Annotated in this window: 14 protein-coding genes; 3 read left to right on the top strand and 11 right to left on the bottom strand. The window is 41.2% G+C overall.

Annotation, left to right across the window (positions count from 1 at the left end):
• Positions 1–9: 9 nt before the first annotated feature.
• The 10 genes from QLQ22_RS03150 to QLQ22_RS03105 form a co-directional block, all read right to left on the bottom strand.
• Positions 10–1,191, bottom strand: coding sequence for a thiolase family protein (locus tag QLQ22_RS03150; RefSeq protein WP_284015989.1), 1,182 nt, complete (start codon positions 1,189–1,191; stop codon positions 10–12).
• Between the two features lie 18 nt (positions 1,192–1,209).
• Positions 1,210–1,872 carry a 3-oxoacid CoA-transferase subunit B gene (locus QLQ22_RS03145; RefSeq protein ID WP_223439603.1) on the bottom strand — a complete coding sequence of 221 codons (663 nt, stop codon included), beginning with the start codon at positions 1,870–1,872 and terminating at the stop codon, positions 1,210–1,212.
• Positions 1,857–2,555, bottom strand: coding sequence for a CoA transferase subunit A (locus QLQ22_RS03140; RefSeq protein WP_223439601.1), 699 nt, complete (start codon positions 2,553–2,555; stop codon positions 1,857–1,859). Before QLQ22_RS03140 ends, QLQ22_RS03145 begins: the two co-directional genes overlap by 16 nt.
• A gap of 10 nt (positions 2,556–2,565) precedes the next feature.
• Positions 2,566–3,933 (bottom strand): aspartate aminotransferase family protein, encoded by a 1,368-nt coding sequence (locus tag QLQ22_RS03135; protein ID WP_223439599.1) that lies wholly within the window; start codon positions 3,931–3,933, stop codon positions 2,566–2,568.
• 291 nt (positions 3,934–4,224) lie between these two features.
• Complete coding sequence (locus QLQ22_RS03130; RefSeq protein ID WP_223439597.1) at positions 4,225–4,455, bottom strand: ferredoxin; 231 nt, start codon at positions 4,453–4,455, stop codon at positions 4,225–4,227.
• 12 nt (positions 4,456–4,467) lie between these two features.
• Positions 4,468–5,346, bottom strand: coding sequence for a putative beta-lysine N-acetyltransferase (gene ablB, locus QLQ22_RS03125; protein WP_223439595.1), 879 nt, complete (start codon positions 5,344–5,346; stop codon positions 4,468–4,470).
• Positions 5,347–5,407: 61 nt separating this feature from the next.
• Positions 5,408–5,674: a YokU family protein gene (locus QLQ22_RS03120; protein ID WP_223439593.1), complete on the bottom strand. Its 267-nt coding sequence runs from the start codon at positions 5,672–5,674 to the stop codon at positions 5,408–5,410.
• Positions 5,675–5,707: 33 nt separating this feature from the next.
• On the bottom strand, positions 5,708–7,111 hold the full coding sequence (gene kamA, locus QLQ22_RS03115) for a lysine 2,3-aminomutase (protein ID WP_223443108.1): 1,404 nt from the start codon (positions 7,109–7,111) through the stop codon (positions 5,708–5,710).
• A 343-nt stretch (positions 7,112–7,454) separates the two neighbouring features.
• Entirely contained in the window at positions 7,455–8,906 is a 1,452-nt protein-coding gene (locus tag QLQ22_RS03110; RefSeq protein ID WP_223439591.1) for a sigma-54 interaction domain-containing protein, read from the bottom strand.
• A gap of 312 nt (positions 8,907–9,218) precedes the next feature.
• On the bottom strand, positions 9,219–10,601 hold the full coding sequence (locus QLQ22_RS03105) for a sigma-54 interaction domain-containing protein (RefSeq protein WP_223443105.1): 1,383 nt from the start codon (positions 10,599–10,601) through the stop codon (positions 9,219–9,221).
• A gap of 238 nt (positions 10,602–10,839) precedes the next feature.
• On the opposite strand from QLQ22_RS03105, the gene QLQ22_RS03100 reads away from it, so the two are divergent.
• Together QLQ22_RS03100 and QLQ22_RS03095 are read left to right on the top strand one after the other, a co-directional pair.
• Positions 10,840–12,189, top strand: coding sequence for an aminotransferase family protein (locus tag QLQ22_RS03100; RefSeq protein ID WP_223439589.1), 1,350 nt, complete (start codon positions 10,840–10,842; stop codon positions 12,187–12,189).
• A gap of 47 nt (positions 12,190–12,236) precedes the next feature.
• Positions 12,237–13,658 (top strand): aldehyde dehydrogenase family protein, encoded by a 1,422-nt coding sequence (locus QLQ22_RS03095; protein WP_223439587.1) that lies wholly within the window; start codon positions 12,237–12,239, stop codon positions 13,656–13,658.
• 243 nt (positions 13,659–13,901) lie between these two features.
• Here QLQ22_RS03095 and QLQ22_RS03090 read toward each other — a convergent pair whose 3' ends face one another.
• A complete protein-coding gene (locus QLQ22_RS03090) occupies positions 13,902–14,969 on the bottom strand; it encodes a nitric oxide synthase oxygenase (RefSeq protein ID WP_223443100.1) in 1,068 nt (355 codons plus the stop codon).
• 436 nt (positions 14,970–15,405) lie between these two features.
• Between QLQ22_RS03090 and QLQ22_RS03085 the strand changes: the two genes are divergently transcribed.
• A complete protein-coding gene (locus QLQ22_RS03085; protein ID WP_223439585.1) occupies positions 15,406–17,046 on the top strand; it encodes a PTS transporter subunit IIBC in 1,641 nt (546 codons plus the stop codon).
• The last annotated feature ends 2 nt before the right edge of the window (positions 17,047–17,048 follow it).

Raw genomic sequence — 17,048 nt, 5'->3', positions numbered from 1 at the left:
TTATCCTCCTTATATGCACATATTCTCATAGATAACTGAAAGTCCCATTCCGCCTGCCATACATAACGTTACCATTCCGTACTTAACCTGAGAACGCAGCATTTCATGCATCAATGTGACTGTCAATTTTGCACCTGTTGCTCCTACAGGGTGACCAAGTGCAATTGCCCCTCCATTGACATTGACGATATCCGGATTCAAATCTAACTCCTTGATCACCGCAAGTGCTTGAGCAGCAAAGGCTTCATTAAGTTCAACCAGGCCGATATCCTCTAACAATAGTCCTGCTTTTGCCAATGCTTTTCGAGTCGCTGGTACGGGTCCGATCCCCATAACTCCCGGTTCAACACCTGCACTGGCGAAAGCCTTGATTTTCAGGAGCGATCTTAATCCCATTTCTTCTGCTTGCTGCTTGGACATTAAAAGTACAGCTGCTGCTCCATCATTCATGGGACAGGCATTACCTGCCGTAATGGTTCCTTCATTTTTGAATACTGCAGGAAGGCCTGCTAGTTGATCCAGATGAATGTCCTCACGAACCGCTTCGTCTTGGCTGAAGATATGAAGACCTTTTCGATCCTTGATTTTCAGCGGAATAATTTCTTGATCAAAGCGACCTTCTGCCCCAGCTTTCCAGGCCTTCTTGTGGCTTTGATAAGCAAATTGATCCTGTTCCTCGCGACGGATACCGTATTGTTCAGCCAGACGTTCAGCTGTTATTCCCATATGCTCATTCTCTAAGGAGCATATTAATCCATCTGCCAGCAGAGCATCCTCCAACGTTACGTTTCCAAATTTACCGCCCCATCTATTTTTCACGATATAAGGTACATTGCTCATGCTCTCCACTCCGCCGGCGATGATTACGTCTTCTTGTCCAGCAGCGATAGTTAGAGCCGCACTGGTAATGGCCTTTAAACCTGATCCGCATGCTTTGATTACAATGTGACCAGGGATATTTTGCGGAAAACCAGCCATCTGCGATGAAATCCGGGCAGAGTTAAGACCGCCTCCATGAACATAGCCATGTCCAAAGATCACTTCATCGACCTTTTCTTTACCTATCCCAGACTTTTCCATTAAGCCTTCTAATACTTGACGGCCCAATTCGGCAGCATTAACATTCCGGAGTGATTTCCCAAATGATCCGACTGCCGTTCGCGCTCCAGCAACGATGACAACCTCATTCATGCTTCTGCCTCCTCTCAGCTATTCAATGCTGTTGACAACAGCCGGGATTTTAAGCGTCGCCTCTGTATTCGCAATCACTTCATCCACTGTATAAGGTGCCATAACTTCCTTCAGCACCAATCCCTCTTTTTTAACTTCCATGACAGCCATATCGGTAATGATTAAATCTACACTTCGTCTTGCGGTTAAAGGAAGCGTGCATTCCTTTAATATCTTTGATTCACCCTGCTTATTCACGTGATTCATCAAGACAATCACCTTTTTGGCTTTTTGGGCCAGCTCCATTGCTCCGCCCATTCCCGGTACCCGTTTGCCTGGGACAATCCAGTTGGCCAAATCCCCTTTTTCACTCACTTCCAATGCACCAAGGATGGTAATGTCGATGTATCCTCGACGAATCATGCCAAATGCAGTTGCACTGTCAAAGTAAGAAGCCCCTGTTACGGTCGTAATCGGGAACCCGCCTGCGTTACAGAGAGCAGGATCTTCTTGCCCTGGATTCGGACTGGGACCTGTACCAAGGACACCGTTTTCCGCATGGAACAGCACATGGATATCTTGAGGTAAATGATCGGCCACTAAGGTTGGAATGCCAATACCTAAATTGACGATTAATCCATCATGGATTTCCTTGGCAGCGCGTTTGGCGATGCGGTTTCGTACATCTACTCCCATGCCCATTTCCAATTCACTCCTTTTGTCGGAATTACCATATCTACATAAATACCTGGAGTGGCAATACACTCCGGATCCAATTCGCCTGCCGGAACAATTTCTTCGACTTCTGCAATGGTAAAGGCCCCTGCCATCGCTGCCAGCGGATTGAAGTTGCGGGCACTCTTGTCATACACCAGATTTCCAAGCGGATCTGCCTTTTTGGCATAGACAACACTCACTTCCGAGGTTAAAGCCGTTTCAATCAAATACTCCTTTCCGTCGATTACGATTTTGTCCTTGCCTTCTTCAGCTATCGTGCCAATTCCGATATCGACAAAAATCCCGCCCAAGCCTACTCCGCCTGCACGAATCCTTTCAGCTAATGTCCCTTGCGGAGAGAATTCTACTTCCAGCTTTCCTTCATTCATGAGCCGGCCCGCATTAGGATTGGATCCGATGTGAGAGGCGATGACCTTTTTTGCTCTTTCATCAGACACCAGCCGGCCAATTCCGATATCAGGGAATCCTGCATCATTGCCAATCAAAGTCAGTTCCTTAACACCCTTGTTCAGGATGCCCTGTATGAGTGTTGGCGGAGTCCCCACTCCCCCAAACCCGCCATACATGAGTGTACATCCATCGTTGATATGCTTGAGTGCTTCTTCTATGGTTACAATTTTGTTTTTTTTCGCAATGGCTTGCTTCATATCGTTCCTCCTAAATAGCCTGCATGTTCTCTATCAGGCCTTCCGCGTGCAATTCATGCTGTAATTCCTCAATTGATGCTTCCAGCATCTTTACAAGGCGGTCAATTTCTTCATTTGAAATAACCAGCGGCGGAGAAATAATAACCGCATCGCCCTCGATTCCCTCGATGGCACCAGAAGCGGGATAGATCAGCAATCCCTTCTCAAATGCTTTATTTACGATCCTTGTGGTTATGCCATTTTGCAAGCGGAATGACTTTTTTGATATTCTATTGGAAACAAACTCAAGTCCCAGAAGAAGCCCTTTTCCCCGCACATCACCAATGATGTCAAATCTCTCAGCAAGTCCATGTAATTGCTGCAATAGGTATTGTCCTTTCTCTTCCGCTTCCTGAACCAAATTCTTTCGCTCAATGTAATTAAGAACTTCTAAGGAAACAGCAGCAGATAGTGGATTTGCACTATACGTGTGTCCAGCCATGATTGATTTTGAGCCTTTTAAAATGGGTTCCATAACACGATCACTAACCAAAGTGGCAGCCATCGGAGTATAGCCAGCGCTCATTCCTTTACCCAATGCAATGATATCCGGGGTTACGCCCCAGTGTTCCATGGCAAACATTTTTCCCGTACGTCCGATTCCTGTCATAACTTCATCAGCAATAAAAAGAATGTCGTAACGTTCGCATATTTCCTTAATCCTTTGATAATATCCGTCAGGCGGTGTAACAGCACCTGCGGATGCCCCGATAATTGGTTCGGCAATGAATGCGGCAATATTCTCAGATCCAATTCTTTGAATGGCCGTCTCCAATTCATTTGCACACTGCAGCCTGCAGCTAGAAGGCTCACTATTATAAGGACATCGATAACAATACGGAGCAGAGATACCAGGAAAATCCTCTAATAGCGGAACAAAACGTTTTCTTCTTAACACATGACCGGACATTGATAAAGCACCCATCGTAATCCCGTGATAACTCGTCCAGCGGGAGACGATGCGATTTTTCCGCTCATATCCTTTTTCTTGCCAATGCTGAATCGCTATCTTCATCGCCGTTTCCGTCGCTTCAGATCCGCTGTTTACAAAAAACGTCCAATTTAAGTCTCCTGGAGCTAACTCACTTAACTTTTGTGCTAATGTCTCTGCGGCTTCACTTGTGAAATGAGATCTATATGCAAAAGAAACTTTGCTTGCCTGCTCCGTCATGGCATCAACAACCTCTAATACTCCATGACCAATACTTGCTGTAACCGCACCTGATGATCCGTCGATGTATTGATTTCCATCCATGTCATAAAGATATATTCCACTCCCATGAGAGACGGTGGGATAGTTATGATCTAGAATAGGCTTAATCAAATGACTCCGCTTCATTTCATCTCTCCTTTTTTAAGTTTCTTGCCCACTGCCCTTTTTCTATGAGTCAGTTAACCTATTAATTTGAATATATAAAAGGAACAACAATTTAGATTTCCACTGTCCATTCCCTGCATTCCGTACATTCGTACAATTTGTTTTAGAAGCTGGTAATACCATATATTATGATCTATGAAGTTCAAGGGTAAATGAGGTGTGAGTGTACGTCCAAATCAACTTAATCTATTGGAAAAATCCGATTAAATAAATGAAAGAATAAATGGCAAATTTGAATCTATGAAACCGAGTTTACCTATTAAAAGGTTCATCCTGAATGAGAATTGATTCTGTAGGACAGCCTTCCATTGCTTCATTCATATCATCATGAAGAATCTCCGGAATTTCGGCACTCCCCTGATTTTCGTCCAAGACAACGAAAGCAAGGCCCTGTTCATCAAAGTCATAAATATCTGGTGCTGTTCCACCGCATGCTCCACAGGCAATACAAGTATCTTTATCTACCCATGTGTATTTAGCCAATAAAATTTCCTCCTATTTTAATAATCTATTTAAAGAAGATAAATCTTTAACCCAAATATTCATATCCTCATACTTATCCCAAATATTGCAATTCTTTGTTAATCTTCCTCCATATTCATATCCCAGCTGGTGAAAAACGGCGTTCATGCCCATTGACAAACCTCGTGCTAAAGAATAGGCACAATAAATATTTCGCCTGATCAGTTCTTGTTCTAATGCCGAGATAAGTACTTTCATAAAACCATGCTTTCTATGATGAGGGATAGTCGCACAGTCTGTTAGTTCAGCATTATGATAGATATCATTAACCTCCGCGGATGCGGCACTCACGATGGATCCTTCATATTGGATAACACTGAAGACCGTACCTTCTTCTATCACTTTTTTTATATAATGCTCATCATTCATTGGCGTTGGATAGGTTTCAAAAATTGTACGATATAAATTTGCCAGCTCGTGTGCATCTTCAACTGCAGCAAATCGGAGGGAGTAATTTTCAGGTATTTGCGGCTTTTCTATCAGCCTGGGAATCTCAATGATTTCTTTTAGAATTTTGTCTTCTTTCATCCAATAGTCGCTTGTTCGCCTCTCATTGGTAAAATACAATGCCATGCAATAAGCATCATTCCCTTTAAAATACCTGTTCAATTTCCCCTCCAGCATAAATCCATGAGCCAATATCGCAGATAAATCTTCCTGTCTAGCTTTAAGGATCACTTTTGTAAAACCATGTTCCTGAGCGATGACAAGTGCTCGGGCTATCGCTTTATTGATATTTCCTTGATAATCATCAATGCGTAAGCGAAGATTCGCATGATCAAGAAAGAGCTCTAGCGTAAAACATTCCCCAGTCTCAATTCGGGTGAAAAAAGGCAGGTTTTGAACAGACATTATGTACCCTCCTCATCTAAATTAGGGAGAAGTGATGATTTCATCTCCTTCTCCCGGCATTCTATTTCCAATTAAACAATTTCTTTACAGGCGCTGAAAGAAGCTGTTCATACGTAAACTCATCAGGATACTCACTCACGTCATATATATATAAAGCTTCATCTACCTTTTGATTCATCATGTCAGACACATAGATTCCGCAATTCGGACAGTTCAGAGCTGGAACTTGAAGAACCTTTATTGATCTTTTACCATCAGGCATAATCCAGTAACAATCCTTCTTTTCACTTTCCTCCACGTTTGGGGCATTACACCACAAGCAATCCATTTTTATTCCCCCTTGCCTTATTATTTACCGAGTCTACACCGTCGGCTGATTCTTTTTTTCTTGAGCTTTCATCAATTTTTCTTTCATTTCATCCCGTTTATCACGGCGATCCTTTAAGGATGCATGTTCCTCAGTACTCTCATACGCTTTTCTCTTGTCGAGGCGGCGGAGGCCTTCTGGTACCAAGTTGAATTTTTCGTCTGTCATAAGAGCAGCAATTCCCACGGCTTCTTTTCTTTCTTCCGTACCATACACCTCATCAAAGTAAGCATCTGCACTTCCAGGAATGTAGTTCTTAGGTTCCGGATAGCTGGTGATAACACCTTCAAAGTTTCGTAAGACCACTTTATCAGGACTCTGTGAAAGGAGGTAATTTGGAGTCAAGGCGATTTTTCCTCCTCCTCCAGGAGCGTCTACCACAAAGGTCGGCACCGCATATCCTGATGTATGGCCGCGAAGCGCTTCAATAATTTCCAGTCCTTTAGAAACCGGGGCACGGAAATGGCCAATCCCTTCAGATAAATCACATTGATAAATGTAATAAGGTCTCACTCTAGCTTTAACACAGTCGTGCATTAACTTTTTCATGATATGAACACTATCGTTAATCCCAGCAAGAATGACAGCCTGATTACCAAGCGGCACTCCAGCCATCGACAACATATCACATGCCTTTTTCGCTTCTTCCGTCAGTTCAAGTGAATGATTGAAATGCGTATTTAACCAGATTGGATGATACTTTTTCAAAATATTGCATAAATTCTCTGTAATCCGCTGCGGGAAAACGACCGGTGCACGAGTACCAATCCGAATGATTTCCACATGTGGGATAGCACGTAAATTACTTAATACGTATTCGAGAATCTTATCATTGATTAACAGACCATCTCCTCCTGAAATCAGAACGTCTCTCACTTCTGGAGTGTTTCGAATATATTCAATCGCTGCGTCTAATTGCTTTTTAGGAACCCCCATGCCAACCTGGCCTGAAAAGCGGCGGCGAGTACAGTAACGGCAATACATAGAGCATTGGTTCGTGACAAGAAATAGAACGCGGTCCGGATAACGATGCGTCAGACCTGGCACTGGGGAATCTTCATCCTCATGCAGCGGATCTTCCAAATCATATCTGGTCTTGTTCATTTCTGCCGAAAGCGGTACAGACTGTAAACGAATCGGGCAGCGAGGATCATCCGGATTCATTAAGGATGCATAGTAAGGGGTAATATTTAAAGGAATTGTTTGAGTCGAAATTCGAACCCCTTCTTCTTCTTCCGGTGTCAAGTTCACAACTTTTTTCAGATCATCAAGAGTTTTAATTGTATTTGTTAATTGCCAGAGCCAATCATTCCATTTCTCTTCCGTTACATCTTTCCACAGCTCAATCTCATTATAGTGTCTGCGTCCACCAAGGTATTCTTTACGTTTTAAGTCCATCTCCATCAAACTCATTAAAATTACCTCCTTCTATCTTAAGAACTTTGGATTGTTCTTTATATTTATCTACTTGCAAGAATGATGCCAACATACAAAACTATGAAAACATAGAAAAAAGAGGGCTGTATGCCCTCTTTCTTTTTAAAAACGCAAGATATTTTGCGTTACGCATGATGTTTTGCAGCCAATTAATTTGCTCCAAGTTAAATTTATTAATGCCTTCTGCTAAAAAGTTACGCCAAATGATACAGCACAAAAGAGCAGGTCCTTTCTAAGGCAATTATTACAATTTTACTTTTGCCTCATCCGACTGGAAGCGTTTCCAAAATTATCTTGATTATTTTTATTTTTTTGTTCTTCCGGTAAATACTTTCTCAATCCCGTATTTGTTTAGCTTATACTGTAAACCCTGTCTCTTTATATTGAGTGCCTCAGCTGTTTTGCTTATATTCCCGTTGCATTTCTCAAACATATTTATAATCATATCCCTTTCTATTTCCTCCAGCACGACAGGTAAATCAATCTCATTTATTAATGGAGGATGATGGTTCTGCGTATTTGATGCGGAATACTTTCCTGATGGGAATAAATAAGCAGGAAGATGATGTTCATCGATTGTTTTTTCCCCCGCGTCCATGACGTTAAAAGCTAACTCTATAGCATGACCCAATTCCCGAATGTTTCCCGGCCATGGATATTGAAGCAGCCGTTGCATAGCTTTTCGGCTGATCCCTTGTACGTCCGAAACGAATGATCGATTGAATTTGTGAATAAAGTGATTTGCGATTTCAGGAATATCTGCTTTGCGTTCCAGGAGAGATGGCATTTGGATTGTCACAACATTTAGACGGAAAAATAAATCTGAGCGAATAATTTCCCGCTCTAACGCCTCATCTGGAGAAATATTCATCGCAGCAATGATTTTCACATTAATTTTCTGGTCCTTCGATCCACCAACACGGCGTATTTCCCCTTCTTGTAAAACCCGCAGCAATTTTGCCTGCAGTCCAAGGTCTAGGCTATTCAGTTCATCAAGAAACAGGGTACCGTCATTTGCCTGTTCAAAAATACCCATACGGTCCACAGCTCCCGTAAATGCCCCTTTCGTTGTACCAAACAGCAGTCCCTCCATTAATTCCTTTGGAACAGCAGCACAATTCTGTGCAATGAATGGCTGATTTCGCCGAGCACTTACATTATGTATACTTTGAGCAATTAGTTCTTTCCCTGTTCCTGTAGGTCCATAAATCATGACTGGAGAATGTGTACGGGCCGCTTTTTTCGCCAAAGAAATAGCTTCTTGAAACGCAGGGCTGTCCCCAATTAAATCACTAAAATGATAAGTGGCTGTACCTGCAAAGAACTTGCTTTTCTTGTGGGTTTCGGCCAGCTGAGAACGCAAATCCACAATTTGATCGTACATGCTCATGACCTTAGTAATATCCTTGGCGATTTCCACTGCTCCAATAACTTTACCTTCCTCGTATAGAGAATACGTACTATTAATAGAAGTTATTTTTTCCCCCTTTAAATTGACATAGGTTTGAATAGACTCATTCGTTTCTATGCCTTTTTCCAATGCCAAATAAAGCGTACTGGATTCATCAGTTAATGATGGGTACAGCTGAAAGATATTTTTTCCTAACACCTGTTCACGATTCAGCCCATCGATATGAGCCATCATTTCATTGTAGAATACGGTATCTCCATCCTTATTAACGATATGGACACCAACATTAATCACATTCAATATCCATTCAAAGTGAGTGGAAAACTGATTTGCTAAAGATTTCATTTCTTCATCTCCGCTCTATGTAATTGATAGTATTACCTGTAAATTATAGCATTTGGATTTGAACTATTTATCTCTTTAACTATGTAAATCTGAAAATTCCATTTTCAAAGATGATAGAACAAAAAAGCACTCAGAAAATATCAAGTGCTTTTGCTATGGCCTGTAAGGGATTCGACTCCCGGCCAATGATGCTGATTGGTGAAAAAAACGGCTTTCGGAATGACCGCCCATTGTTTAGTTTAGCGGATGACGGATTAGCCTCATCAGCTGATAAATTTCTTTTATATGGTTTCAGAGATTCTTTCTGATGATTCAAAGATGTTCCTTGTATTTCTTTAATTTATAGATGACTGACGGCTGACTAATTCCCAAATAATCTGCCATTTCATATGTCGTTTTACATTGTTTATATGCTTTGGCAATCAATTGTATTTCAATCTTTTCCAACGTCTTTTTAAGATCTTGTTTTCCGTTTAATTCCTGTTCAATTGAGAAGGAAGAGGAATCTTCATTCTGTTCCACTGCCCCTGTGATGGCGAGGGGAAGGTGTTTGGGATAGATAGCGGGTTCATCAATGGTCAGAATTAACCGTTCAATTAAATTTTCTAATTCCCGTATATTTCCAGGCCATTCATAATGAGTCAATACTTCATAAGTCGAGGGATGTAATTTTTTTAATGTCTGGTATTTATCATTGGTTTTCTGCAAGTAATGCTGAATTAAGATTGGTATATCTTCTTTACGCTCAAGTAATGAAGGAATTTGAATGGGGATCACATTTAAACGGTAATACAAATCTAATCTAAACTTCCCCTCATTTACCATCTTCTCCAAATCCTGATTTGTTGCTGCGATCAGCCGGAAGTTAATAAGTCTTTCTTTTTTTCCGCCGATGCGCTTTATCTTTTTCTCTTGCAGCACTTTCAATAATTTTGCTTGCAGGGCAAGGGGGAGTTCCCCGATTTCATCTAAAAAAAGAGTACCGCTGTCAGCTTGTTCAATCAGTCCCTGCCTGCCTTGTTTGTTCCCCCCTGTAAAGGATCCTGGTTCATATCCAAATATCTCTGATTCAAACAAACTTTCTGGGATTGTGCTGCAATTCACCTCTATAAATGGCTCTTTAATTCTATTGCTTTGATTATGAAGAGCGCGTGCAAACGTACTTTTCCCTACCCCAGATGGTCCTAAAAAAAGAATCGTGGCATCGGTTTTAGCGACATTTTGAATCGTTTTTAAAATCTGCTGAGTTTGATTACTTCTAGCAATAAAAGAATGATGACCAAGTTCCTTTTCCCTTAAATCCTCGACTTCTGTCTGATAGCCCTTTACCTTGCGTTGTAATTCCTCGTATTGCTCCTGCAATTTCCATATTTCGGTTTGATCCTGACTATAGCTGATCACTCTAACCAGGTGGCCTTCCTTATTGAAAAGTGGATAGCCAGTTGACATGACAACTCGGCCTGTTCTTGTATGCTGCATAATACGAGTGAATTTTTTTTCCTTTAAAACGATTGCATTGATGGAAGGTGAAAGCAGCCCTTCTTTTTCTAATTGATAAACCGATGTACCGATGTATGTATCAGGCTGCATATCGTAAATTGCCCAATGTTCTCGATTAGATCGTAAAATAATTCCTTTTTCATCAGTAATTGTAATGTTATTATTCGATGTTTCGATAATTTTATTTAATTCCATCTCCAGTATTCCATCTTCCAATACGGTCCCCTCCTTTAATGTCTATAGATGTTGATTAAAATATAAATCAAAAAAGAGAAAATAATCAATAATTAAATCAAAAACCACATATTTGATTTAATTTTAAATCAATCAAACTAAAAAACAGCCTTCTCTCCAGGAAAAATAGTTGGCACGAATCTTGCATAATAAATAGGTAAGATCATATTTATTTTTTCAAAATGAAAGGGTGTTCATGATGACACATACTGAAAACTCAATCCAGGAATTAAGAGAGTTAGATAAAAAACATTTTATCCATCCAACATCCCCAGTTAAACAGCAGCAAGAACAGGGGCCTGCTTTTATTTTTACAGAAGGAAAGGGAGTCTATCTTCAAGATGCAACAGGAAAAAAAGTCATTGATGGTATGTCATCTCTCTGGAATGTAAACGTAGGGCATGGACGTGTGGAATTAGGCAAAACGGCGATGGAGCAGATGTCAAAACTGGGTTTCAGTTCCTGTTTTGCCACCTATAGCAACGAACCTGCCATTCGATTGGCCGCAAAACTTGCACAAATAGCTCCTGGAGATTTAAGCGCAACTTTCTTCACTTCTGGCGGTTCGGAGGCGAATGATACAGCTTATAAACTTGCACGCCATTACTGGATTCTAAAAGGGCAGCCAGGAAGAAAAAAGATCATTTCAAGAACAAAATCCTATCACGGGGTCTCAATGGGGGCAACAAGTGCTACTGGGCTGAAAGCTTTTCGGGATTTCACAAACTCACTGGCTCCTGATTTTCTGTACGCAGACAACTTTTCTTCTCAATCTTTACGTGAATTAATTGCAGCAGAAGGTCCTGAAACGATTGCGGCTTTTATTGCAGAACCTGTACAAGGAGCAGGGGGCATTCACGTAGCTCCGGAAAATTATTTTAAGGAAGTACGTGAAATTTGCGATGAGTATGGAGTTTTATTTATTACAGATGAAGTGATAACTGGATTTGGCCGAACAGGAACGTACTTTGGAATGGATCATTACGGTGTTGCACCTGATATGATGTGCTTTGCAAAAGGTGTCACAAGCGGGTATGCTCAGCTTGGAGGGGTCATGATATCAGAAAAGATCCATCAGGAATTAACGGAGCTCTCAACGGGCACTTTGCTGCATGGTTACACGTATAGCGGGCATCCGATGGCTTGTGCGGTTGCATTGAAAAATTTGGAGATTATTGAACAGGAACATTTAATAGAAAATGCTGAAGCAATGGGACAGGAACTGCTAAATGGACTTTACCGAATCAAGCAAGAGCGAAAAATAGTCGGTAAAGTAAAAGGACTTGGATTAATGGCAGGTATTGAAATTGTCAAAGATTTAAATACAAAAGAACGTTTCGCTGCCCCTATGTCTCCAGCAATTGTTTTAGAAGCTGCAAAACAAGGCCTTATTTGCAGATCCGTCGTCTTGGATGATCAAGATATAGTAGTATTTGCACCGCCGTTAACGATTAATAAAGATGAAATCAAGAAAATGATTGAGATTCTAAACCATTCTATCTCTGTTATCGAAGCAGATCTTGCTTCAGAAAACTGTGCAGCCAAGTAAACAAAAAAATGATTCATACACAAATATGCAAGGCGAGGAGATTTATTATGAAAAAAAACTTATTTATTAACGGTGAGTGGGTACATGCAGAAAGCTATAGTCCTTTATTATCTCCTTACAGTGGAGAGGTGATTGCAGAAGTTCCTGCAGCAACTCTTACAGAAGTAGAAATGGCGTTGACTGCCGCTTATGAAGCCAGAAAAACAATGGCAGTTATGCCAAGTCACCAGCGTGCAAGGATTTTAGAGAATCTTGCAGCTCTATTAGAACAACGATCAGATGAAGCGGCAGAAATAATTGCTCTGGAGGCAGCTAAACCACTAACTACTGCAAAAGGGGAAGTTGATCGCACGATTCAAACATATAAATTTTCTGCTGAAGAAGCAAAACGGATACATGGAGAAACGATACCGGTTGATGCTGCTCCAGGAGGAGAAGGAAGAGTTGCCTATACTGTCCGGGAGCCAATAGGAGTCATTGCGGCTATTACACCCTTTAACTTTCCTATGAACCTAGTAGCACATAAAGTTGGACCTGCACTTGCTTCAGGCAATTCTGTTGTTTTAAAACCGGCTGCACAAACACCATTGTCCTCATTATTTCTTGCTGAGTTACTCCAGGAAGCCGGGTTGCCGGCAGGAGCATTCAATGTGGTAACAGGAAGCGGGAGATTAATAGGGGAAAAGCTTGTGACAGATGAAAGAATTCAAAAGATATCTTTTACAGGAAGCCCCTCCGTAGGCATTGGCATTCGGAATAAAGCTGGATTAAAAAAGGTCACCCTTGAACTGGGTTCTAATGCGGCGGTCATTATTGACAAAGGCGTTGATATTGACAAAATCATTTCACGTTGTGTATCGGGAGCATTTGCATTTCAAGGACAAGTCTGTATTTCCGTTCAGCGGGTTTATGTTCATGAAGAACTATATGAAACATTTGTAGAAAAATTCGTTGCAGCGACTCAAAAGCTAAAACTAGGAGATCCTCTTGATCCGATGACAGATGTTTCTGCATTAATAAGTCCCAGAGACATAGAACGATCCCTCGAATGGATTGAGGAAGCGAAGCAGAAAGGGGCAATAGTGGCCACAGGAGGTAAATCGGAAGGGAATATTTTGCATCCCACTGTTTTATTGGAAGTGGATCCGTCCCAAAAAGTGTCTTGCCAAGAAGTGTTTGCCCCTATCGTATTGATCAATAAATTCTCAACAGTTGATCAAGCTATAGAGCTTGTCAATGATTCTCGCTACGGCTTGCAAGCGGGTATTTACACAGAGAACATCCGTACGGCATTAATGGCTTCGCAAAAGCTGCACGTTGGAGGCGTTATAGTAAATGATATCCCTACATTCCGTCTGGACCATATGCCCTATGGGGGTGTAAAAGAAAGCGGGATTGGACGGGAAGGTGTAAAGTACGCCATTGAGGAAATGACGGAACAAAAATTAGTTATTTTTAATCAAAATTAATACCTTTTTCCTTATAAAAATTAATTATGAAACGCAAAATCAATTCTAAATAGAAGAAACACATAAATGGAGCATCTGCTTGGGTGAAAGGCAGATGCTTTTTCAATAAAAAAGGGACCTTTAATTAGATAAGAAGAGTACACAATATAGAAGAGACAGAATAATACTGTCAAGCTTTTAGCTGGTATATCCATTAGAACAAAGCATTGAAATTAAAAAAACAAGCCTATAAATAAGCTTGTCCTAATAAGCACGATCCTGATAAAAATAATTCGGCTTTACGATTTTATTTTCATACTGTTTATGAAAAATATGAGTCACAGCAGGTGAAACCGGAGGAATCAGCCATGTCCAATCTCCAGTTACATCCCGTCCCACTGCCGCTTCGTTGTGCTCAAAGCGTTTAAATTGCTGGGCAGCGGTATGATGATCTACAATGCTTGCTCCTGCTTCTTTGAAAGAATGCAATACAGCAACATTCAGTTCAACAAGTGCTCTGTCTTTCCAAAGCGTCGCATTGGAGGAGGTATCCATTCCCATAATTGAAGCCACTTTTGGAAGCATGTTATATCTTCCCTCGTCAGCTAAATTCCTTGCCCCGATTTCCGTTCCCATATACCAGCCATTGAACGGTGCTGCAGGAAACGTTATCCCGCCTATCTCAAGGCTCATGTCGGATATAATCGGAACAGCGTACCATTTGGAATTCAGCTCGCAGAACTCCGGGAATTGAGGATGCGTGATTGGAATTTCAAACACAATTTCAGAAGGGATTTCATACCACACCGGCTCCCGATTTCCTGCCTGTATGACAAGCGGAAGCAGATCATAGTCCGTTCCCCCTCCCGCCCATCCAAGCTCTTCACATTTCTTTGTAAATGCGATGGACCCTGGATCGCCGACAATGCCTGAATCCGTTTCATAGCCCGCATATCTCAGCAGCTGGTGATTCCAGATTCGGACAGGTTCGGTCCCATCCTCAACAGGCTTAAAAATCGTAATCAGCGGACGGATTTTGCCATTGTTGGTTGCATATTCAATATGCGAAAACAGTGCGTCCCTAATTTCTTCTTCCGCCACAAGGTCTCTTGCATCCACAACTCTTAGCGTGTTCCAGAATAAGCGGCCAATGCACTTATTGCTGTTTCTCCACGCCAGTTTAGCTCCGTGCTCAAGTTCTTCAAACGTTAAATGATACTGACCCTCTTTACCCAGCAGAGATTTGATTTGCAAAAGACGGGCAACGGTTTCTTCTTCCGTTTTGCCCAGCTCCTGATAACATTGTCTGATAAATTTTTCTGCCTCTATCATATATTCAAGTTGTGCAGCCACGATAACCTCCTAAATAAACCAAGCTTATATAGTAAGAACTACGTAAGTTTTTCAAAAAAAAATTCCTTCCGATATCCTTACAGTATATCATCCCTATTCAAGCATACTTTTATTGCAAGCAAAACTTTGATGAACTTTTCTATACGGAAAATATAACATGAAGGATTCTCGCCTAATTCATATCTCTCAGGAGGAATTTCACTTTAGAAAAAAGATATTCTATAAAAATATGAAAAACTTATCATTTTTTTGTTGCATTATGAAAGCCCTTTATTTAAAATAGGTTTATGCAAGCGATTGCACGTAGTTGCACTCATATTTGCACAACATTATATGAAAAAATAAGTAAGCAATTCTTCCTAATAATGAATTCGTTTACACTATTTATATTTAATAACGGAAAGAAGGGCAAAAGATGAAGAACTTATTATCGTTTGATTTCTGGCAAAAATTCGGAAAAGCCTTGATGGTTGTTGTAGCAGTTATGCCAGCAGCCGGTATTATGATCTCACTTGGCAAGTTAATCGCCATGTCAGGCGGAGACATCACGCTCGTGCAAACGATTGCACGTGTAATGGAAGACATCGGCTGGGGAATTATTACCAATCTCCACATCCTGTTTGCAGTTGCAATTGGGGGTTCCTGGGCTAAGGAACGCGCCGGCGGAGCATTCGCTGCATTAATCGCCTTCATTCTTATTAACCGTATTACAGGAGCGATCTTCGGAGTTAATTCTGCTATGCTTGCAGACCCTGAAGCGACTGTAAATTCTTTATTCGGACAAGAATTAATTGTTAAGGATTACTTCACATCTGTATTAGGTGCTCCGGCATTAAACATGGGTGTATTCGTGGGGATTATCGCAGGTTTCCTTGGTGCAAACCTGTTCAACAAATATTACAATTACAATAAGCTTCCAGAATCGCTTTCATTCTTTAACGGCAAGCGCTTTGTGCCTTTCGCAGTTATCGGCGGATCTGTTGTAACCGCTATCGTATTATCTCTAGTTTGGCCATTTATTCAAGGACTTTTAAATGACTTCGGTCAATGGATTGCCACTTCACGCAACACGGCACCAATTGTTGCACCATTTATATTTGGCGCACTTGAGCGTCTGCTTCTTCCTTTCGGCCTTCATCACATGCTGACAGTGCCGATGAATTATACGTCTCTTGGCGGAACATACGAAATCTTAACTGGCGGAAGCGCTGGTTCAACAGTATCCGGTCAAGATCCTTTATGGCTTGCATGGATTGCCGACTTAAATAACTTCCTTGCAGCAGGAGATACTGCAAGCTACAATCAGTTGTTAAATGAAGTGACTCCAGCCCGTTTTAAAGTTGGACAAATGATTCTTTCTACAGCTTCACTGATCGGTATTGCTTATGCGATGTACCGCAATGTTGATAAAGAAAAACGCACGAAATATAAATCAATGTTCTTATCTGCAGGTCTTGCAGTATTTTTAACTGGTGTAACAGAACCAATCGAATTCATGTTCATGTTCGCTGCTCCTGTACTGTATGTTGTATACGCTATTACAACAGGGCTTGCATTTGCGATCGTAGATATCATCGACATCCGTGTTCACTCATTTGGTTTCATTGAGTTATTAACCCGTACTCCAATGATCATTAAAGCCGGATTATGGATGGATATTGTGAACTTTGTTCTTGCATGTTTAGTATTCTTTGGTCTTAACTTCGGAATCGCTAACTTCATGATCAAACGATTTAACTTCCCTACTCCGGGCCGCAATGGAAACTACATCGATTCTGAAGAGCCTGCTGCTAAAGGCACTGGTGCAGTAAACAGCGATTCACAGGCTTCTGCTATCATTACTTTACTTGGCGGATCTGCTAATATAGAAGATGTAGATGCATGTATGACACGCCTTCGTGTTACTGTAAAAGATTCAGGCAAGGTTGCAGGCGAGGCGCAATGGAAAGAGAACGGCGCTCTTGGTTTAATTATTAAAGACAAAGGTGTACAAGCAATCTACGGACCGAAAGCAGATGTTTTAAAATCTGATATTCAAGATACGTTAGGAGCTTAACC

It is taken from the genome of Metabacillus hrfriensis (assembly GCF_030127205.1).
Classification (GTDB): Bacteria; Bacillota; Bacilli; order Bacillales; family Bacillaceae; genus Bacillus_P; species Bacillus_P dongyingensis.
The sequence above is the reverse complement of the archived record's forward strand: the minus strand, read 5'-3'. Positions and strand labels throughout refer to the sequence as shown.